Genomic DNA, 21,075 nt, shown 5'->3' with positions numbered 1-21,075 from the left:
ACTAAATTTTATAAATGGAACAAATAGAAAACACCAACAAACCACCAAGACCTAATAGTTATTTAGCATTAGCCATTATCAGTACCATATTGTGCTGTCTTCCTGTAGGAATAGTAAGTATTGTTTATGCTACAAAAGTAAATAGCGCTTATGAAGATGGTAATTATGCTTTAGCTGAAAGTGCTTCTAAAAATGCTAAAACCTGGGGATTAGTTTCTGTAGGATTGGCTGGTTTAGTATTTATTTTATGGATGGTTTTTGCAGGATTTGCCATACTTGCTGGAGCAGCAAATGGCTAAACCTATAAAAATACTTTTAATACTAGGTATAGTGATGGTCTCTTTCGGGATGCTATCACTATATTTTTTTTATGACCCTTCTGTTTCAAAATTATTCCCAAAGTGTTTTTTCTATACTACGACAAATTTACATTGTCCGGGTTGTGGTACCCAGCGTGCGCTACATGCTATTTTTAGTGGGCATATTGTTGAAGGGTTTAATCACAACTTACTCCTATTACTTGTTATCATCGTTTTAGGATACCAGGCTTTTATTAGCATTGCTAACACCCAGTTTAATAAACACTATAACAATTTGCTTCACAAATCTAAAACCACTAAAGCTATTTTAGTCGCTATTATTTTGTTTTGGATCTTACGCAATATAGATAGTTATCCGTTTTCAATATTAGCGCCATAAAAAAAGCGATTTTCAAAGATTATGAAAACCGCTTTTATTGTTACAGAAGTTTAAACGATCTATTTTTCAAATTGCTTTAATGTTTTAATAATAATAGCCACACAATCTAATAATTGTGCTTCTGTCATTACTAATGGTGGTGCAAAACGAATAATGTTCCCATGTGTTGGCTTTGCCAATAATCCGTTATCACGTAATGCGATACAAATATTCCAAGCCGTCTCACTATCTTCGGTATCGTTAATTAGAATGGCATTTAACAAGCCTTTTCCTCTTACCCCATTTACTATGTTTGACGTTTCAATAAACTTAGTTAATTCAGCTCTAAACAACTCCCCTAATTGTTGCGCATTTTCGGCAAGTTTTTCATCTTTAATAACCCCTAAGGCAGCAATACCAACAGCTGCAGCGACAGGATTTCCACCGAATGTGCTCCCATGGTTTCCTGGTTTTATAACATTCATGATGTTATCATTGGCTAAAACAGCAGACACAGGATACGCACCTCCAGATAAGGCTTTTCCTAAAATTAAAATATCAGCCTTTACTTCTGGTGTACCAGAGCAATGTTTATCTGCACAAGAGCAATTACCGCATGTCGCTAGTAAACGACCTGTTCTTCCAATTCCTGTTTGTACTTCGTCTGCAATAAATAATACATTATGCTTTTCACATAAGGCTTTAGCCGCAGCCAAATACCCGTCACTTGGCACATAAACACCCGCTTCCCCTTGAATAGGCTCTACTAAGAAACCGGCAACATTTTTATTACTCGTTAAAACGGCTTCTAAAGCTTTTAGATTATCATACTCAATCTTTATAAACCCTTTTGTGTATGGTCCAAAGTTTTTACGCGCTACCGAATCGTTAGAAAATGAAATGATTGTAGTCGTTCTTCCATGGAAATTATTTTCACAGACAATAATTTCAGCTTCATTTTCATCTATGCCTTTAACTTCGTAAGCCCATTTTCTACATAATTTCAAAGCGGTTTCCACAGCTTCAGCACCAGTATTCATTGGTAATAACTTATCAAAATTAAAGGTTTCTGTTGCGTATTTTTCAAACTTACCCAGCATATCATTATAAAATGCTCTTGAGGTTAAAGTTAAAGTTTTCGCTTGTTCTGTCATTGCCCCAACTATTTTAGGGTGACAGTGTCCTTGGTTTACAGCAGAATATGCCGATAAAAAATCATAATACTTTTTGCCTTCTACATCCCATACGTACACACCTTCACCTCTACTCAATACCACAGGAAGTGGATGGTAGTTGTGCGCTCCATATTTGTTTTCTAAGTCCATCGCTTGCTGCGAGGTTAAGTGTTCTAAAACAGCCATTTTTTTTTAATTTAAATTTATAAAGTAGCCATTCCTTCTGTACCTTTTTCCTTTCGAAGTCTAAACTCACTACAAATTTAATGACGGTGAGAATCGAAAATTCAGCGTGGGAGAGAAATCATCCCTTAAGAATTCGCAAATTACTAAATATTACGATTGAATTAAAATATTTGGATAGTGTTTTTTGTGACTAAAAAAGAAACTATTTTTGCAGCTATGGCAAGAAGTAAAAATAAAAAGCAAATCTTCACTAATGTTGAAGTATTAGATGCCGCTGCGAAAGGAAAAACCGTGGCAAAAGCACCAGACGGAAAAGTGATTTTCTTACCTAATGCAGTACCGGGTGATGTGGTAGATGTGCAAACCTTTAAAAAACGAAAAGCTTATTTTGAAGGTAAAGCGACCGTTTTTCATACTTTGAGTGACAAACGTACGGAACCAGAATGCCAACATTTTGGTGTTTGTGGTGGTTGTAAGTGGCAGAATATGGGTTATGAGCATCAGTTGTTCTATAAGCAAAAAGAGGTTACCAATAACCTCACCAGAATTGGGCATATCGAATTACCAGAAGTCACGCCTATTCTTGGTTCTAGCGAGCAGTACTTTTACAGAAACAAAATGGAATTCTCTTTTAGTGATTCACGTTGGTTAACTTTAGAAGAAATACAAAGTGATAAAGATCTGGGTGATAGAAATGCGCTTGGCTTTCATATTCCTGGTATGTGGGATAAAATTCTAGACATTAAAAAATGTCATTTGCAGGCAGATCCTTCAAACGCTATTAGAAATGGTGTCAAGTCATTTGCCGTAGCGCATGGTTTAGAATTTTTCAACACGAGAAATCAAACAGGTTTGTTGCGTACCTTAATGATTCGTACGGCATCGACTGGCGACATTATGGTACTGGTTCAGTTTTTTAAAGAAGACAAACAACAACGCGAGTTATTACTTGATTATATCGCTGAAACCTTTCCACAGGTTTCTTCGCTACAATACGTCATTAACGGAAAAGCGAACGACACCATTTACGATCAAGAGGTTATTTGCTATAAAGGTGAAGATCATATTTTTGAAGAAATGGAAGGTTTGAAATTTAAGATTAATGCAAAATCTTTCTACCAGACTAATTCCGCACAAGCTTATGAGTTATATAAATTAACACGCGCATTTGCCGATTTAAAAGGTGACGAGTTAGTTTATGATTTATACACTGGTACCGGAACCATTGCACAATTTGTGGCTAAACAAGTTAAAAAAGTGGTTGGTGTCGAATCTGTACCAGATGCCATTACCGCTGCAAAAGAAAATGCACAATTAAATGGTATAGATAACGTTGAGTTCTTTGTAGGCGATATGAAAAACGTGTTTAACGACCAATTTATCGCAGCTAATGGACACCCAGATGTGATTATTACAGATCCACCAAGAGATGGCATGCACAAAGATGTTGTTAAACAAATACTAAACATTGCACCAGAAAAAGTAGTTTATGTAAGTTGCAACAGCGCAACGCAAGCTAGAGATTTAGAACTGTTAGATGCCCTGTATAAAGTTACTAGAGTTCAAGCGGTAGATATGTTTCCTCAAACGTTTCATGTGGAGAATATAGTTCTTTTAGAAAAGCGTTAGAATACTAAATGAAATGAAAAACTTTAAAATAATTGTATTTGCCTTATGCGCTTTATCGCTATTTACCTGCGAACGAGACGACTTATGTGATGAAGATACACCAACTACACCACGGATGATTTTCGAATTTAGAGATTTAGCCAATCCTGAAAGCACAAAAGATGTTATGGACATACGCGTTGAAGATCCAGACGATAGTACTCATTTCCTAGCAGATTATAATGGGACAAATAATGAACTACAAATGATCTTACCGCTAAAAACGGAAAGAAATGAAACACTAGAAGGTGAAACACAGTATGCCGTTTATAAAGACTATGCTATTGATGATAATGGCACACCAGACGATACGAGTGATGATTTCCCCACCGGAAATAAAGACGTAATCACGATTACTTATAAAGTTATTGATGTTTATGTCTCTCGTGCCTGTAGCTATAAAACAACCTATGAGAATGTATCTGTAACTATAGAACCCGACGGTGATAACTGGATGCTATTTGAAGCAGCAACAAATGATAATCAATCTGTATTGAACGAAGATGAAACACACTGGACTATACGTCATTAACACCCTTATACTTCTGTTTTGTCTTACGGCTAACGCGCAGGAAAAAACAGCAAAAGTAACCGACTCTATAAAATATACTCAAAAATATGGGTTACGTGTTGGTGCCGATTTAAGCAAACTCATTCGCACTGCTATTGATGAAGACTATAAGGGTTTTGAATTAAATGGTGATTTTAGACTTACAGAAAGCTGGTATCTTGCAGCAGAATTAGGTACCGAAGAAAATACAACGACTACCGATTTTTTAAGTGCGACAGCTTCAGGAAGCTACCTTAAAGGCGGACTAGACTACAACATGTATACCAATTGGTTAGGTATGGAGAACATGATTTATTCTGGTTTTAGAGGTGGTTTTAGCACCTTTTCTCAAACCCGAAACAGCTACACGGTCTATGTAGAAGATCAATATTGGGCACCGCAATTTACCAACACAGAGCCTAAAGCCTTTAATGGCCTCTCTGCCGTCTGGGTAGAATTTATTATTGGTATAAAAGCTGAAGTATTAAACAATCTTTATGTTGGCTTAAACGCACAACTTAAGGGTTTAATATCTTACGATCAACCGGATAATTTTGACACACTTTACATCCCTGGGTTTAACAAAACTTACGATAGTGGTAAGTTTGGTGTTGGATATGGCTATACCATTTCTTATTTAATTCCTATTTTTAAAAAGAATAAGTAAGAAAAAGAAGTTTTCGTTTTTTCAGAACGTTAAGGACTTTGAGGGCTATTAATTAGTTATTCATGTACTTTCCTTTCTTACTACCTTCATAGATTTCATACTTTACCAAACGCGACTCTAACTTTGCATTCATAAGATGTATTTTTCTAGAAGGACGTAAACCTACATGTTTTAAGGCTTCTAAATTTGAAGTAATAAACCAGGCCTCAGTATTGGGGTAATTTTGCTTTAAGGTATCTCCAATATTAGCATAAAAACTTTCCATATCGATATCTAAACGCTCACCATAAGGTGGATTAAACACCATATGCAATTTACCATCGCCTCCTTTCTGGGTTTTAAAAAAATCTTCATGTTTGATGGTTACAAACTCGTCCAAATGTGCATTTTTTAAATTGTCTATGGCTTTTGCCACTGCACTAGGTGATTTATCAAAACCAAGTAATTTATGATGGAAATCGCGTGTTTTCTTCAATAACGATTCTTCTATTTTTTCAAACAATTCAACATCCCAATCGGTCCAGCGTTCAAAAGCAAACTCTTTACGCATTAAATTAGGCGGAATATTACAGGCTATCATCGCCGCTTCAGCTAAAAGTGTTCCACTACCACACATAGGATCCATAAAATCACTCTGTCCATCCCATCCAGACAACATAATTAGTCCCGCCGCTAACACTTCGTTTATTGGCGCAATATTCGTTGCCGATTTATACCCTCTTTTATGCAAAGAATCTCCTGAAGAATCCAAAGAAATATTACAAACTTCTCTATCTATATGTACATTTACTTTTAAATCCGGAAACTTTAAATCAACATTAGGTCGCGTACCTGTTTCATCTCTAAATTTATCGACTATAGCATCCTTAGTTTTTTGAGAAATATACAACGAATGATTAAAAACTTCAGAATTCACAGTAGAATCAATAGCTAAGGAACCAGAGGTTTTTAGATACTTGCTCCAATCCATTTTATATACTTGATCGTACAAATCCTTCTCACTCTTAATTCTAAACGTATTAATCGGTTTCAATATTTTAGTTGCAGTACGCAAGCCCAAATTGGCCTTATACATAAATCCTTTATCACCAACAAAACTCACATTACGAACACCGGTTTTTACTTCCTGAGCACCTAATTGTATTAATTCTTTTGCTAGTAACTCTTCAAAGCCAAATAAGGTTTTGGCAACCATTTTGAAATTATCTTCCATTATTTTCATCCAATAAAACGCAAAAATACTCTATTTTTGTGCCAACTAGAAATAATCTAAATTGAGATTCCCGATTTTATGGGAAATATTATGATAAAAGACAATACAACTTGGTATGCTTCATGGTTTGATACACCGTTTTACCATATTTTATACAAAGACCGAGATTACGATGAAGCCGAAACCTTTATGACGAATCTCACAAACTATCTAAACATTCCTGAAAACGGAAAAATTTTAGATTTAGCTTGTGGTAAGGGAAGACATTCTGTTTATTTAAATAAAATAGGTTACCAGGTAACAGGTGTCGACTTGTCTGAAAACAGTATTCGTTACGCCAAACAATTTGAAAATGAGACCTTAAAATTTGAGGTTCATAATATGTGCAAACCCTATTCTGAAACCTTTGATGCTGTTTTTAATCTCTTCACCAGTTTTGGCTATTTTGATAATGAAGAAGATAATCTAAATACTATTAAAGCGATAAAAGCCGATTTAAATGAAACGGGGTTTGGAGTGATCGATTTTCTAAATAGTGAGTATATCATTGATAATCTTATTGCAGAAAATACAAAAACGGTTGAAGGCATCGCTTTTCACCAAAAACGTTACGTGCACAATGGTTATATCATTAAAGACATTTCATTTACTGTAAATGGTGAGGCTTTTGAATTTCAAGAACGCGTTAAAGCTTTAACATTAGAAGATTTTGAAGCACTATTTGAAGAAGCAGGCGTCTATTTACTTGATGTGTTTGGTGACCATAAGCTAAATAAATACCACAGAAAACAATCAGAACGTTTAATTCTCATTTTTAAATAAATGCTAAACTTTTTATTACCCGTAGCATCTGTCGTTTTAGGTTTTCTTATTGTTTTTGTATTAAAACCCAAGCAACCTAAAAACTTAAAATTACTCTTAGCCTTTAGTGGTGCTTTCCTCCTATCGATAACCGTTTTTAGCTTTTTACCAGAAGTTTATCTAACGGAAAACAAAAACGTTGGTTTGTTTATTATGGCTGGCATTTTACTGCAAATCGTTTTAGAATTCTTTTCTAAAGGTGCCGAACATGGCCATGTACATATTAACAAGGATGCCACTGCTTTTCCCTGGTTACTTTTTATAAGTTTGAGTATTCATAGTATTTTAGAAGGTATTCCTATTCATGGTCATGACGGTTTAATTTATGGTGTGATTATTCATAAATTACCAGTTGCTGTCATTTTAGCGACATTCTTTTTAACCTCTAAAATGCCTAAGAGCAAGTCATTATTATTTATGCTTCTCTTTGCTTTTATGACGCCCTTAGGTGTGTATTTGTCTGAGACCTTCAGTTTTTTTAAAACCTACTTTATAGAAATTTCTGCTATTGTTATAGGTATCTTTTTACATATATCTACTACTATTTTATTTGAAAGCAACGAAAACCATAAATTCAATATTACCAAATTAGGCACCATCGTTTTGGCTGTTGTTATTGCTTATTTTATTTAATAGTTTTACTAGTAGCTTTAAAGATAGGAATGCACAAGTAATTGTAATCGATTAGGCGTTATCTACTTTTTTAATGGGGAGATATAAATTCAGGTTTTAATAGAAACCAGAAGAAAAGAAGCTTTAGATTGATGGTCGCAATTTCAGCCTTTGCAGAAATGAAAAAAAAAATTTTCAATGTTTACTAAAGAAGAATCAAGACAGCTAAAACAAGAATTCTGGACGAGTTTTGGAAAATCCTTTCCCAGAAAATGGTTACTATACAACACTAAAATCAAAGGTTTCAGTTTCAAATTTCAATTTGAAAACAAACAAGCTGCTGTAGTTTTAGATCTCGAAGACGATCTAGAAAACCGCATTAACTATTGGGAAAAACTCCAATCCTTACAAAGGATTCTAAAAGATGATTTTTTACCTGATGCTATTTTTGAAGAAGAACATTTTCTGGAAAATGGTAAAGAAATCTCAAGAATCTCGGTAATATTGGATCAAAAAGTATCAATCCACAATAAAAATACCTGGCGAGAGGTTATGGTCTTCTTTAATGAAAAGATGGATTTGTTTGAAGCCTTTTTTTATGAGTATGAGGATTTTATAAAGGCCTAATCACTAGATATTACAAAATAATTAACGAACTTGGTTGCGTTTTATAATATGCAATGCACGTGTCATGCTATTAATTCGAAACATAGGACACTTTGCTTATGCTTTCAAAAATGAAAGCGTTAAGCAATACTATAAAATTATAATTATGGTGAATTCACAAAACAAAGCATGGGCTCTCGTTTGCCAACCTATTTACTTAACCTTGCTAATATCCCTTTTAGTCCTATCCTGTAAGACTCCTGAGGATGGTAAGGCCTCAAAACAGGAAATTGGCATTTCAGACAGCGTCAAAGCTAATGCACTACCAAATAAAAAACAGCCTTTCAGTCTTCAGCCAAACGACTCTATTCCTAACGAAATTTTTGTACCGCTTTATTATGAAGGACAGCTGGCGCACTGGATACGCACCATATTTCAAGACAAAAAAGGCCAACTGTGGTTTGGTACCAATCATTATGGAGCGCTACGGTATGATGGAGATACTCTAGAATACATAACCAAAGCCCATGGGATTGAAGCCAGTAGAATTAATGAAATAGTAGAAGATGCAAAAGGAAATGTTTGGTTGGCAACCGATGGTTTCGGGATTTATAAATATGACGGAAAAACGTTTACCAATTTTTCAAAAAAAGAAGGCTTAATAAGCAATGCCGTTTGGAGTATGGTTATTGATCGTCATGGTCTGTTTTGGATTGGCACTATTGAAGGTGTCTCGTTGTTTGATGGAGAAACTTTTACTACTTTTTCTATACCAAAAGCAAACGTAAAAGATCCAAAACCCATATTATCGCCCAATCGGATTAAAAATATTTTAGAAGATAAAGCGGGAAATATATGGTTTGGCACAGACGGCTATGGTATTTGTAAATACGATGGAGAAACCTTTACTCACTTTACAGAAAAAGAAGGCCTCTGTGACAATAATATATATGATATGCTAGAAGATTCCAAAGGGAATATTTGGATTGGTACTATGTATGGCGGTGTAAGTCGATTTGACGGTAAGACGTTCACTAATTTTACTAAAGATGGTCTAACAAATGGCATTGAAGTAGGTGGATTCCATGAAGATACACATGGAAATATTTGGTTTGCTGCTGAAAATAATGGCGTGTACCGCTTCAATGGCGCATCATTTACCCATTTGGACACAAAAGAAGGTGCTGATACCAATGGAATATTAAGTATTCTTGAAGATCGTGAAAAGCGATTTTGGTTTGGTGGTTGGAAAGGGCTTTTCCGCTATGATGGGACCTCTATTGTTCCTGTAACAAAAAATGGCCCTTGGGAAAAATAATGTAAAGCCGTCACAAACCCAATCTATATCACGTATAAATAAATCATCAAAAAGTGACATACGGCGCCAGATAATACAAACAAGTGCCAGATGACATGAAAAAAGGGCTGCTTATCTATAGCATAAAATACAATGCCAACCGTATATGATAATCCGCCAAGCATGAGTAAAACAATACCTCCAGAATCCATAATCGTATTAAGATTAGAAAAATCAAAAACAATTAACCAGCCCATAACTAAATACAGTAAGGTAGAAAATACATTAAATCTTCCGGTAAAAAACAATTTTAAAACCACACCAAACGCAGCGACTCCCCATACCACATAAAAGAGTACCCAGCCCAGGCTTTGTTCTAAACTAATTAATAAAACTGGGGTATAGGTTCCAGCAATGAGTAAGTAAATGCTAATATGATCTACAATGCGGAAATAATGCTTCTTCTTTTCACTAGAAACAGAATGATACAAGGTTGAGGCCGCAAATAAGATGACAATAGACACTCCGTAAACGATGACACTAAATAAACTCCAGGATGTTTTTTCGGTGTTACTAAATATTAACAATACTAAACCTATTATGCCCAAAACGGCACCAATACCATGCGTAATCGCATTCCACAACTCTTCTTTTTTAGTTTGTATTCGCATTAAGGCTTAGGATTCTTATTAGTTGTCGTTTCTTCTTTTTTAATCCATTTATTGGTCAACTCTAAAAAGTCGAATGCCACAGCAGATTTCTGCTCTTTTAATAAACCAGATTGAAAATTACGTTGCAGGATGTCTTCAATTAAATAATCTTCCTTTTCATTTTCAGGATCAAACTCCCGTTTTAAAGAAATGTCAAACAAGCTCGCCGTATTATTAAACCAAAAGGCACGCCAACCACTACGTAAAGTTTTAATCAGCTCAAAAGTCGTTTTTCCTGTTTGCCTGTGAATGAGTTTTATTAAGATTTGACCTTCCGTTCTGGTGAGTTTTTTCAGTTCACCAGAAAACTCTTCCTCTATATATTTTTGAACAATTTTAGCGTATTTTCTTTGTTTCCGCCTAGATTCTAAACTTCCTATTCTTGTAGTCAAAGAATCTAGTCTTTCGGCTGCTAACTTAGCATACGGGTATACTTTAAGGGTTTTACGGCGTAGAATATAGTAGCGTCGTTGATCTTGCTTACTATCAAAATTTAATTTATGTAGCAGCATGACTTCTTCAAGATCTATCATTTCACGCGGAATAGAATCGCCTTCAATAAGAATATATTGAACCTCTGTTGAATCTTGCTCGAAGGTATCAACCTGAGCAAACATCAGAAAAGGAAAAAATAAAAAAAGGGATAACAAATAGTTCATAGCGATAACTTAAGCTAAAATCATTCCAAATATAGAATTTTAGATAGACAAAATTACTAATTAACTTAATGCTAACTTCTAATTCACTTGAATATTGTTATTTTTGACAAAAATTATAAATAATGGCAAAAGATAGCATACTTAACAAAAAGTCAATGGACTTTTTAGAGAAATATTTAAACAATGCCTCTCCAACTGGTTACGAGTGGGACGGACAAAAAATATGGATGGACTACCTGAGACCTTATGTTGACGAGTTTATTACAGATACTTACGGTTCTGCGGTAGGTGTAATCAATCCAAAAGCAAAATATAAAGTCGTGATTGAAGGTCACGCCGATGAAATTTCCTGGTATGTAAATTATATTAGTGATGACGGACTTATCTATGTGATTAGAAATGGTGGTAGTGATCACCAGATTGCACCCAGTAAAATCGTGAATATTCATACGAAAAAAGGTATTGTAAAAGGTGTTTTTGGATGGCCTGCAATACATACACGTGACAAATCTAAAGAAGAAGCGCCAAAACCAGAGAACATTTTTATTGATTGTGGTTGTGCAACGAAAGAAGATGTTGAGAAATTAGGGGTACATGTTGGTTGTGTGATTACTTATCCAGATACCTTTCATGTCCTTAACAAGGATAAATTTGTGTGTCGCGCCTTAGATAACAGAATGGGTGGATTTATGATTGCTGAAGTCGCTCGTTTGTTAAAAGAAAACAAGAAGACCTTACCTTTTGGTTTGTACGTCACCAATTCTGTACAAGAAGAAATTGGATTACGAGGAGCCGAAATGATATCGCACCGTATTAAGCCAAACGTTGCGATTGTAACAGATGTGACGCATGATACGACCACGCCAATGATCGAACAAAAAAAGCAAGGTGCTTTAGAAATGGGTAAAGGGCCCGTTGTTGCCTATGCCCCTGCAGTACAGCAAAAATTACGTGATTTAATTACAGAAACAGCTGAAGCTAATAAAATACCGTTTCAACGTTCTGCATTATCAAGAGCTACTGGAACAGATACCGATGCTTTTGCTTACAGTAATGGTGGTGTTGCCTCTGCTTTAATTTCGTTACCATTACGTTACATGCATACCACCGTAGAAATGGTGCATCGTGATGATGTAGAAAATGTAATAAAAATGATCTACGAAACGCTTCTTAAAATTAAAGATGGTGAAACGTTCTCTTATTTTGAATAAGTCGCTAAGAGACCTTTGGCATAAAACTGAATAATAACTAAGCCTCTTCATTGAGGCTTTTTTAATCTGAAACACATTATGGCTATACAACACCAAAAGCATTTATTTAACCTTCCAGAAGAAATCACCTACCTAAACACGGCAAGTCAATCGCCTAGTTTTAAAGCGATATACAATGCTGGCTTAGAAGCGTTAAAACAAAAAGATAGACCTTACACCATTACGGGTCCAGATTATTTTGAACCTGTTATTGCGTTAAAAAAACTATTTGCAACACTCGTAGATGCTGACGATTTTAATCGGGTAGCGACTATTCCTTCAGTGTCTTATGGTATGGCAACGGTGGCTAATAATGTAAAATTAAATGCGGGTGATGAGATACTGCTTATAGAAGAACAGTTTCCCAGCAACTATTATTCCTGGCAAAAATTAGCAGATAAATATCAGGCAACAATCAAAACCATTACTGCTCCTAATGTCACCACCGACAAAGTTAAACTTTGGAATGAAGCTATTTTAGAGGCCATTACAGATCAAACAGCTATGGTTGCCATGGGAAATATACATTGGTCTAATGGGAGCTTATTCGATTTAAAAGCGATTCGGAAAAAATCAAAACAGCACCAAGCGTTACTCATTATTGACGGCAGCCAATCTGTAGGTGCTTTACCTTTTTCGGTAAAAGAGATTCAACCTGATGCCCTTATTTGCGCAGGCTATAAGTGGTTGTTTGGCCCCTACGGCTGTGCTTATGCGTATTATGGTGCGTATTTTGATCATGGAACGCCTATTGAAGAAAACTGGGCCAATCGTTTAAATAGTGAAAACTTTGCTGGATTAACGAATTACCAATCGGAATACAAACCGCTAGCCAATAGGTATTGTGCAGGTGAAAGTGGTAGTTTTATCTATGTAAAAATGCAAATTGAAGCACTAAAACAAGTGATTGACTGGACACCAAAAGCCATTCAAGAGTACTGTAAAGCGATTTCTACAGAAGCTATAATAGAATTGAAAGCTTTTGGTTGCGAGATTGAAACGGATGACTACAGAACACATCATTTATTCGGAATTAAATTACCTGAAGGTTTGGATTTGAATGTTCTAAAATCTGCTTTAAAAGCACAACACATTTTTGTTTCTTTTAGAGGAAATTATATTCGAATATCATGTCATTTATTTAATACTTCAGACGATTTCACAAAGCTGGTAAACTGTCTGACTTCAGTTTTAGCTAAATAATTACTTCCGATTGATCTTAAGTTTACTAGAAAACAAGCTTCTTATAGTAATAACGTTTAGTGGAAATTCTAACATAACGTGAGATACACTAAGAAATATTGAGAGTACTAAACCAAACCGGTAATCGTACCAATAAAAACAAAGGACAACCACCCAAATCACTGAAATAATTATAGTTTTCTGAGTTGTCAATTGTTTATGCCAGCCAATTATTGTGGTCTTTGAAAACCAATTTAAATAGTGATAGATATAGGCGAAAGCAATAAATATTTGAATTTTTAAATCTATTTTTTCATAGAAAAAGAACCTAAGATCATCATATACGCCAAATAGTTTAGCCAAATTAGCATTAAGTGCATGAAAATTATTATTCACATAATTGTTTTTCACTCCTTGTGTAAATTGATAATGGAAAATATCTATATCTAAAAATACTAATGATAACGGTAGTCCAAGAACAAGAGCGATGTTTATTATGCCATATTTGGTTTTGTTCTTTTGAACACCGTAGATCATAAAAAGTACCGTAAACAAATAGACATGTATGATTGTTGGTAATAACAAGCCATTAATTAAAATATAAGCTTCAGAGCTGTAGGTCCACACAGACAGCAATACTGCAATTAAAAGACTTAAAACAAATGCTTTATAGGTTTTATAAAATAGCGCAAGAATCGCAGAAATGAGGATGAAAAACAAAACAAAATTGGTGTATTTAACCACAGTACCTGTAAAAAACAGAATGATTGATTCACTAAAAAACTGAGAAAAAATTGGTAAGCTAAAAACATAAGGCATTGCATAAATAATTGCTGCTCCTAAAACTAAATATTTCCAATAGGTATTAATGACAAAATAATTTTTGTCTGCTATCCAATTGGTTTCTGTTAGATAGTGTAAAGGACCTAAAAAAGCATAACCAAAAAGAAACAATTCAAAAGGTAAAAAACAAGCGAGTATAAAACTAGCAAGTAATAATCCCAAATTAAGTTTATCGATAGTGTGTATTTTCATGTCTTTTAGTATAAATACAATTAAAGAAACTTCAAATTATAAATAAAAAAGCCACACTTGATGTGTAGCTTTTTGTAGTCATAGATTGATTACTAAGGTTACTCAATAACCATTTTTTTAGTATCCACTTTTCTTCCATCTACATACAACGTGTAATAATACATACCAGAAGCTAGAGAATCACTATTAAAAAATAATTCTTGATCTCCTAATTCCTTTAGTGTTATGGTATCGATTATTTGTCCAGAAGTATTGCTAAAAACAATAGCTGCTGTCTTAAATTGTATTGGGACATAATATTTAATAGACGTTGTACCATTAAAAGGATTTGGAATGTTTTGATATAAAATGGCTCCAGAGCTTCTATTGGTTGTATCCTCTACCTCTACAAGAGACAAAGTACCATCACAAGCACAGGCTTCAATAATTTCGACTCTAGAAATCAAATCACTTATTTGAGCTTGTTGATTGGCATTTTCAGTTTCTAATGCAGAAAGTACAGGAGATAAATCGACAGTTACAGAGGCACCACCTTCAATTGCAACAGATAAGGTGTTTCCTGATAGCGTTGCTGAAGTTAAGTTTTGATCATCTGTACCTGTACCATCAGCAAAGGTGGCTAAATCAACGCCAGTTCCACCAGAAATATTTAACGTTGTTCCTGTTAACGATAAGTTTTGACTATCTGTTCCTGTACCGTCTTGTAATGAAACTAAGTCAACGCCAGTTCCACCAGAAATATTTAACGTTGTCCCTGTTAACGATAAGTTTTGATTATCTGTTCCTGTACCGTCTTGTAATGAAACTAAGTCAACGCCAGTTCCGCCAGATATATTTAAAGTCGTACCTGTTAAAGCCAAATCTTGCGCATCGGTATTATCTAGATAAGAGGTTAAATCTACCGTTGTTGTGCCCCCTGAAATACTTAAAACATTGGCTGCAATAGCCAATTCTTGACTATCGGTATTATCTAAATACCCTGATAGATCAACAGTTCCCGCATCACCGGTAATACTCAATACATCGGAGGCTATCGAAATAGCTTGCGCATCGGTATTATCTAAATATCCTGATAGATCAACAGTTGCTGCATCACCTGTAATACTCAATACATCGGAAGCCATTGAAATAGCTTGCGCATCGGTATTATCTAAATATGCTGATAAATCTACGGTAGAGGTACTCCCTGAGATACTCAAGGTATTCGTTGCTAAAGAAAGATCCTGCGCATCAGTATTAATAGCACTTGACCATGCTGTACCATCCCATACATAAAGTGAGCTATCATCCGTATCATAGACTGCTAAACCTTCTTCTACAGTGGTTAAACTAGCTTCTAAAGTGGTTCTCAGTGCTGTGGTCATTCTGTTAAATAATAACCCTTTATTAGACCCTGTTAAGTCTAAGGAAGCATTAGCATTAGGTAAATCTGTACCGATCCCAACACTTAAAGGATTTGTAGCACCACCAAGTACCATGGTATTATCATTAACTGCGGTTGCTGCATTACCAATAGCTACCGCATTGGTACCTTGTACGTTTGCCGCATATCCAATGGCAATATTATTTGTCGGATCTAATGTATCTGGATCTGTTGAAGACGCTGTATAACCAATAACAATAGCACCATCATTTTGTGCAATGGTTGTGGATCCAATGGCCACTGCATATTGGTTGTCTACGTCGACTGAGCGACCTATACCAACCACATCATTTTCCTCAATATCCACACGATCTCCAATACCCACGGAATAATCTGCTAAACCTTGCATGTTTCCTAGATATCCCAACATAATTGAATAATCACCTCTAACGTCATGACCCTGTCCTAAAGAGATAGAATATTGTCCATCAATAAAAGAGTTGTTACCAAATCCCATGACATTATTATTACTTGCTGTAATGTTATAGCCAAAGAACATGGTATTAGAACGGTTTGTATTATCAAAATCGGCTAAAGACCCCATACCTACATTATACTGCCCTTCTCTGTTTGTAAATCCAGCAGAAAAACCCACATATGTGTTGTGGTTTGCATTAGTAAGACTGTTTGTTCTGTTATTATCCCAGCCTGATTGTGCCCCAATAAATGTATTATAATCCGCATATTCTGTTGCTACACCAGAAGCGGCACCAACCATTGTATTATAGATTCCATCACCAATATCTATGGCTGCAGAGTCACCCAAACCTGTGTTGTGGTGCCCATCATCTACATCGCTCATAGCCTCGCTACCTACTCCAGTGTTACGATAGCCCACATTAGATGAAATACCCACTTCGTTTCCTATAAACGTTTGTTTGTACCCTGTTGTATTGCTAAAACCGGCATCTTCTCCAATAAAGGTGTTCTCATATCCAGTCGTATTATTCGCTCCAGACTCTTCACCTACAAAGGTATTGTCATATCCTGTTGTATTAAACTCTCCTGATTCTGCACCTATAAACGTGTTATCTCCCCCAGTGGTGTTAGATGAGCCAGATTGAAAGCCAATAAATGTATTATCAAAACCTGTTGTATTGGCATAACCCGCTTGATAACCAATAGCTACCAATTCACTAGTTGTAACACTTCTACCTGCTTGATACCCTATCAACACAGTAAATGATCCAGAAGTTAAAGAACTACCTGTACTATCACCGTACATCGTATTAAAATCTCCAGAAGTAATATTAACTCCAGAGCCCGTACCCATGGTTTCGTTTAAGGTTTGTGCTTGTGTAGAGAGTATGGTAAACATACAAAAGCATAAAATTGAGTAAATTGTTTTCATAATAAATGGTTAGGATTGATTAAAAAGCTATTTTATTAAGCACTGCTTTTTGTATTTGCTTAACATTAGCATATTTTGCTTGGTCTTCTTTTAAATTCTTGGTTTTTTTATTTTTTACTTTAGTTGATAATATGATTTGTAATCTCACTTTGCCGCTATTAGTAAATTCGAGAATGCTAGATATAATATTATCATTTATTTCGTAAGTACTAAAGAGGGTATTATCTATTAATGTCGCTGTAAATTCTAGACCATCTCCACTTTTAATGGCATAAAAACCTTGCTCTTGGTCTATTGTGAAAATTTTATAAAGGTTGACTTTCTTTTTTTTGCCCTCAATGAATACAAGTGAATAATCAAATTCACCCTCTTTTTCCGATTTGGATATTGAAAACTCTGTGGGTACGTTGGCTAAAACTCCAGTGTTGTTAGAAATTCTAAGATTACCAGAGTATTGCCCAAAATAATCGTAGGGAAAAGCTATAGGTGTAGGAAACTCTTTATCTATTCTTTGTTCCCGCTTTTGAGCGAATACAGATAGACTAATAGTTAAGAAAAAAAATAAAAATTTAATATTCATTTAAACTATATATGCACATACCTACTTCGAAATTAAATTTTATTGTCAAAAAGTAACGGATTTAAACTAAAAAAAACATCTCTTAACGTCATGAGATTATGAAATAAGGCAAATAATTAATCCTACAAAGTTAAAAAAAAATGTTAAATAAATATTAATTTTTAAATTTGAAAAATAAAAACTAATTATTGTTGAAGTTTAAACGAAAAACTTGAGGGTTTATGTTTTCTACATAAATCCTAATAATCAAATATCAATTATAAATATATTCGGCTATCTTGCCACAACTTTTTAATTAATTAGGGCTTCTAACATGATAAAAATTAATAGAATTATAAGCGTAACTCTTTTTATAATTGTATTTATCGTATATGCCCTTTCTGTATCACGTACAATTACGTTTTGGGATAGTCCAGAATTTATAACGAGTAGTTATAATTTACAGCCCACACATCCTCCCGGGTCTCCTTTTTATACTATGGTATGTAGCTGTGTTTTAATGCTTTTTAAGGCATCTAAAGCCCCATTTATTTCTAATTTAATTTCTAGTTTTTTTGGAGCCCTAACCATTTCTATTCTATTTAAAATAACTCATTATATCACTGTTAAAATACAAGGTAATAAATCTGTATTTGAAACGAAATACCTACCAATTTTTACAGGGACTATAAGTGCACTAACTTTAGCATTTTCTAATAGTTTTTGGACTGCTGCTACCGAAGCCGAGGTCTATACCTTATCTTTTGCGTTAATGGCAGCAATGTTTTATACAATGCTTAAATGGGAAAATACCTGTAATAAAAGTAAAGCAATTAAATATCTTTTATTATTTGCTTTATTACTTGGTATTTCTACTGGCGTACATTTAATAACAATTTCTATTATTATCCCATTATCTTTATTGTTTACCCATAAAAAATATGGATTATCATTAAAAAACACACTAATATCATTAGTTATTGGTACTTTTTTGTTTTTTAGTATTTATCTGTTTTTAATACAAGGCATAATAAAAATTGCCCATGTTTTAGATGTTTGGTTCGTGAATGTGTTGGAACTAAAAGTAGGTAGTGGCACAGTAATGGTTTTAATTTTAATGGTTTTGCTATTTTCTTTTCTGTTATGGTTTACTCATAAAAAAGAATATTTCAATTTACATCATACAACTTTAGCTTTAGTTTTCTTTTTAATTGGAGTGTCTTCCTATATCATGCCACAGCAAAGGGCTAATGCCAATACTCTAATCGCCAATGGAGTAAGTACGAGCAATAGAATGTTACAATACATTAAGGGTGAGCAGTTTGGAATTGGAAGCATCCCCTTACTAGAGGGGCCTACCTATAATGCACCCTTAGATAAAGATGAACCTTTTATAAATGGTACACCTACAATAACTTATAACTCAGATATAAAAAAATATAGCACTGTGCATACAGGTCAGTATAAACATGTTAATTATGCCGATGAATTTTCAATGATATTTCCTAGACTATTTGATGCTGGCAATGAAAACAATTACAAATCCTGGACAACCATTAAAGGTGAACCTATCTTTTATCCTGTAAAAGGAAAAAATGTAAAAATATTAAAACCAACATACAAAGAAAACTTAAGCTTTTTCATGAATTATCAAGTCAGCTGGTTAAATTTAAGATATCTATTTTGGAATTTTATTGGAAAACAAAATAGTAATCACGGTCTTGGCTATATAACAGATGGTAATTGGGCAAGTGGATTTAACTCTATAGATAAAGCTAGAATTGGAGATGAGTCAATAATACCAGAGCGTTTTAAAAATGACAAAAGCAGAAACACGTACTATTTTATTCCTTTCCTATTAGGTCTTTTAGGATTGCTATCACTTGTTAAGCATAAACAATATCTATTAACCTCTCTATTTATCTTTTTAGCATTTGGATTAGGTATTACTTTATATATAAACCCTGTACCTTCTAGTATCTTAGTTAGAGAGCGCGACTATATTTTTATTGGTTCCTTTGTTATATTCTCTCTATGGGTTGGATTATCAATCATCTTAATTTACAATACCTTCAAGTTTATTAAGAATTATAAGGTGAAACTCATCGCTATTTCCATTGTTGTTTTTATAGCTTCTCCTTTGCAACTTTTTGCAAAAGGATGGGACGATCATCAACGTAGTCATGATAGTTTTGCCTATAATTTTGGAAAGGCTTATTTAGATGCATGTCCAGAACAAGCAATATTAATTACCAATGGGGATAATATGACTTTTCCTTTATGGTATTTACAAGAAGTAGAAAAGTATCGTACCGATGTTAGAGTTCTCAATTTTGATCAACTAAATTTAGATAATCATATAGAAAAACTAAAACAGAGTATACAAGCCTCTAAACCTATTACATTCGACTTAAAAAAAGAATTCTATATTAATGGAGTCGATAAATTAATTCCTTTACAAAAGGAAACAAATGAAGCCGCTATTTTACCAATTCTTTTTGAGTTCTTTAAAGACAGTACCACTCGAATTAATTGGAATGGAAAACTAAAACATTTCATGCCTTCAACAGCGTTCTCTATACCAATCGATACGTTAAAAGCAAAAAACAAGAGTTTTGTAGCTAAAGTAGCTAGCGCTGTCTATACAAAAGAAATAAAGTGGACCTATTCTAAAAAATTTTATGGTTTAAATGAAATTGTATTATTTAATGTTATTGCAAATAATATTCATGACAGGCCCATATGTTTTGCCATCAATGGCAAAAAAAACCATTATTTAGGTTTGCAGAATTATTTTATTCAAAACGGTATGGTAGAGCAGCTAGCTCCCATTAAAAGAAAAGATTCATTATTAAACCCAAAAATTATTAACACCAGTATGATGTATCCCTATATGATGGATACACTTAATTTTGATGGTTTAAATAATGCCTCAGCATATATTGCACCTGAAAACAAAACCTATGTTCAAGAAATTTTAAGGCGTAATTATTACTTTCTATCTCAAGCATTATTTGAAGAAGGCAAGACCGAACAAGCAGTTGCTGTATTAGATAAATGCTTTCTTCTCTTTCCTAACAAAACGATAGCATACAAACAATATGCTTACGCCTTAGGTAAATTATATTTTAGAGCGGGATTAGATAAAAAAGGATCTCAAATATGCGCATTAGCTATGAATAACATTTGGGAAGAACTAAAATGGATGACTTCTTTTAACCCTCCAAATCCAATAATAAATGTCAGGCATGCTGAGAAATTAAAAACCATGTACTTACAAATGATACAACAGTTTCCAGGTGATAAAACCATTTTAAACAAAAATATAAAGCGTTTCAAAACATTTGAAAATGGCTATGCAAACTGGAAAAAATTAAATTGGCCCTACTAAAT

The 21,075-nt window shown here is 34.2% G+C and carries 19 protein-coding genes; 12 read left to right on the top strand and 7 right to left on the bottom strand.

What is annotated here, in order from left to right:
• The first annotated feature begins 14 nt into the window (after nt 1–14).
• Entirely contained in the window at nt 15–299 is a 285-nt protein-coding gene (locus GQ46_RS00460; protein WP_044397387.1) for a CD225/dispanin family protein, read from the top strand.
• Entirely contained in the window at nt 292–699 is a 408-nt protein-coding gene (locus GQ46_RS00455) for a DUF2752 domain-containing protein (RefSeq protein WP_044397385.1), read from the top strand. Before GQ46_RS00460 ends, GQ46_RS00455 begins: the two co-directional genes overlap by 8 nt.
• Before the next feature lie 59 nt (nt 700–758).
• Here GQ46_RS00455 and rocD read toward each other — a convergent pair whose 3' ends face one another.
• Entirely contained in the window at nt 759–2,039 is a 1,281-nt protein-coding gene (gene rocD, locus GQ46_RS00450; RefSeq protein ID WP_044397384.1) for an ornithine--oxo-acid transaminase, read from the bottom strand.
• Between the two features lie 216 nt (nt 2,040–2,255).
• On the opposite strand from rocD, the gene rlmD reads away from it, so the two are divergent.
• From rlmD to GQ46_RS00435, 3 genes are read left to right on the top strand one after another with little or no spacing between them, the layout of a single operon-like run.
• Nucleotides 2,256–3,668: a 23S rRNA (uracil(1939)-C(5))-methyltransferase RlmD gene (rlmD, locus tag GQ46_RS00445; RefSeq protein ID WP_044404315.1), complete on the top strand. Its 1,413-nt coding sequence runs from the start codon at nt 2,256–2,258 to the stop codon at nt 3,666–3,668.
• 13 nt (nt 3,669–3,681) lie between these two features.
• Complete coding sequence (locus tag GQ46_RS00440) at nt 3,682–4,239, top strand: hypothetical protein (protein ID WP_044397382.1); 558 nt, start codon at nt 3,682–3,684, stop codon at nt 4,237–4,239.
• Complete coding sequence (locus tag GQ46_RS00435; protein ID WP_044397380.1) at nt 4,211–4,924, top strand: DUF6048 family protein; 714 nt, start codon at nt 4,211–4,213, stop codon at nt 4,922–4,924. Before GQ46_RS00440 ends, GQ46_RS00435 begins: the two co-directional genes overlap by 29 nt.
• A gap of 52 nt (nt 4,925–4,976) precedes the next feature.
• On the opposite strand, the gene GQ46_RS00430 is transcribed toward GQ46_RS00435, so the two are convergent.
• The gene (locus tag GQ46_RS00430; protein WP_044397378.1) at nt 4,977–6,137 is read right to left on the bottom strand and encodes a class I SAM-dependent RNA methyltransferase; all 1,161 of its coding nucleotides are present in this window, start codon (nt 6,135–6,137) and stop codon (nt 4,977–4,979) included.
• A gap of 90 nt (nt 6,138–6,227) precedes the next feature.
• On the opposite strand from GQ46_RS00430, the gene GQ46_RS00425 reads away from it, so the two are divergent.
• The 4 genes from GQ46_RS00425 (at nt 6,228) to GQ46_RS00410 (ending at nt 9,534) form a co-directional block, all read left to right on the top strand.
• Complete coding sequence (locus GQ46_RS00425) at nt 6,228–6,959, top strand: bifunctional 2-polyprenyl-6-hydroxyphenol methylase/3-demethylubiquinol 3-O-methyltransferase UbiG (RefSeq protein ID WP_082041787.1); 732 nt, start codon at nt 6,228–6,230, stop codon at nt 6,957–6,959.
• Nucleotides 6,960–7,631, top strand: a complete 672-nt coding sequence (locus tag GQ46_RS00420; RefSeq protein ID WP_044397374.1) for a ZIP family metal transporter — start codon at nt 6,960–6,962, stop codon at nt 7,629–7,631.
• 177 nt (nt 7,632–7,808) lie between these two features.
• On the top strand, nt 7,809–8,237 hold the full coding sequence (locus tag GQ46_RS00415; RefSeq protein WP_044397372.1) for a DUF4268 domain-containing protein: 429 nt from the start codon (nt 7,809–7,811) through the stop codon (nt 8,235–8,237).
• 145 nt (nt 8,238–8,382) lie between these two features.
• A complete protein-coding gene (locus GQ46_RS00410; RefSeq protein ID WP_197077320.1) occupies nt 8,383–9,534 on the top strand; it encodes a two-component regulator propeller domain-containing protein in 1,152 nt (383 codons plus the stop codon).
• A 23-nt stretch (nt 9,535–9,557) separates the two neighbouring features.
• On the opposite strand, the gene GQ46_RS00405 is transcribed toward GQ46_RS00410, so the two are convergent.
• Together GQ46_RS00405 and GQ46_RS00400 are read right to left on the bottom strand one after the other, a co-directional pair.
• A complete protein-coding gene (locus GQ46_RS00405; RefSeq protein WP_044397368.1) occupies nt 9,558–10,184 on the bottom strand; it encodes a hemolysin III family protein in 627 nt (208 codons plus the stop codon).
• Nucleotides 10,184–10,882 carry a DUF4294 domain-containing protein gene (locus GQ46_RS00400; protein ID WP_044397366.1) on the bottom strand — a complete coding sequence of 233 codons (699 nt, stop codon included), beginning with the start codon at nt 10,880–10,882 and terminating at the stop codon, nt 10,184–10,186. The genes GQ46_RS00405 and GQ46_RS00400 overlap by 1 nt, the downstream gene beginning before the upstream one ends.
• A gap of 122 nt (nt 10,883–11,004) precedes the next feature.
• Between GQ46_RS00400 and GQ46_RS00395 the strand changes: the two genes are divergently transcribed.
• Entirely contained in the window at nt 11,005–12,093 is a 1,089-nt protein-coding gene (locus GQ46_RS00395; protein WP_044397364.1) for a M42 family metallopeptidase, read from the top strand.
• 78 nt (nt 12,094–12,171) lie between these two features.
• The gene (locus tag GQ46_RS00390) at nt 12,172–13,335 is read left to right on the top strand and encodes an aminotransferase class V-fold PLP-dependent enzyme (protein WP_044397361.1); all 1,164 of its coding nucleotides are present in this window, start codon (nt 12,172–12,174) and stop codon (nt 13,333–13,335) included.
• Here GQ46_RS00390 and GQ46_RS00385 read toward each other — a convergent pair whose 3' ends face one another.
• From GQ46_RS00385 to GQ46_RS00375, 3 genes are all read right to left on the bottom strand, one after another.
• Nucleotides 13,336–14,349, bottom strand: coding sequence for a hypothetical protein (locus GQ46_RS00385; RefSeq protein WP_044397360.1), 1,014 nt, complete (start codon nt 14,347–14,349; stop codon nt 13,336–13,338).
• 98 nt (nt 14,350–14,447) lie between these two features.
• A complete protein-coding gene (locus GQ46_RS00380; protein ID WP_156133063.1) occupies nt 14,448–17,123 on the bottom strand; it encodes a T9SS type A sorting domain-containing protein in 2,676 nt (891 codons plus the stop codon).
• A gap of 19 nt (nt 17,124–17,142) precedes the next feature.
• Nucleotides 17,143–17,703, bottom strand: coding sequence for a hypothetical protein (locus GQ46_RS00375; RefSeq protein ID WP_044397357.1), 561 nt, complete (start codon nt 17,701–17,703; stop codon nt 17,143–17,145).
• 313 nt (nt 17,704–18,016) lie between these two features.
• Between GQ46_RS00375 and GQ46_RS00370 the strand changes: the two genes are divergently transcribed.
• The gene (locus GQ46_RS00370; protein ID WP_082041683.1) at nt 18,017–21,073 is read left to right on the top strand and encodes a DUF2723 domain-containing protein; all 3,057 of its coding nucleotides are present in this window, start codon (nt 18,017–18,019) and stop codon (nt 21,071–21,073) included.
• Nucleotides 21,074–21,075 lie beyond the last annotated feature (2 nt).

Source organism: Lacinutrix sp. Hel_I_90 (assembly GCF_000934685.1).
Lineage (GTDB): Bacteria > Bacteroidota > Bacteroidia > Flavobacteriales > Flavobacteriaceae > Lacinutrix.
This window is presented reverse-complemented; position numbering and strand designations above follow the sequence as displayed.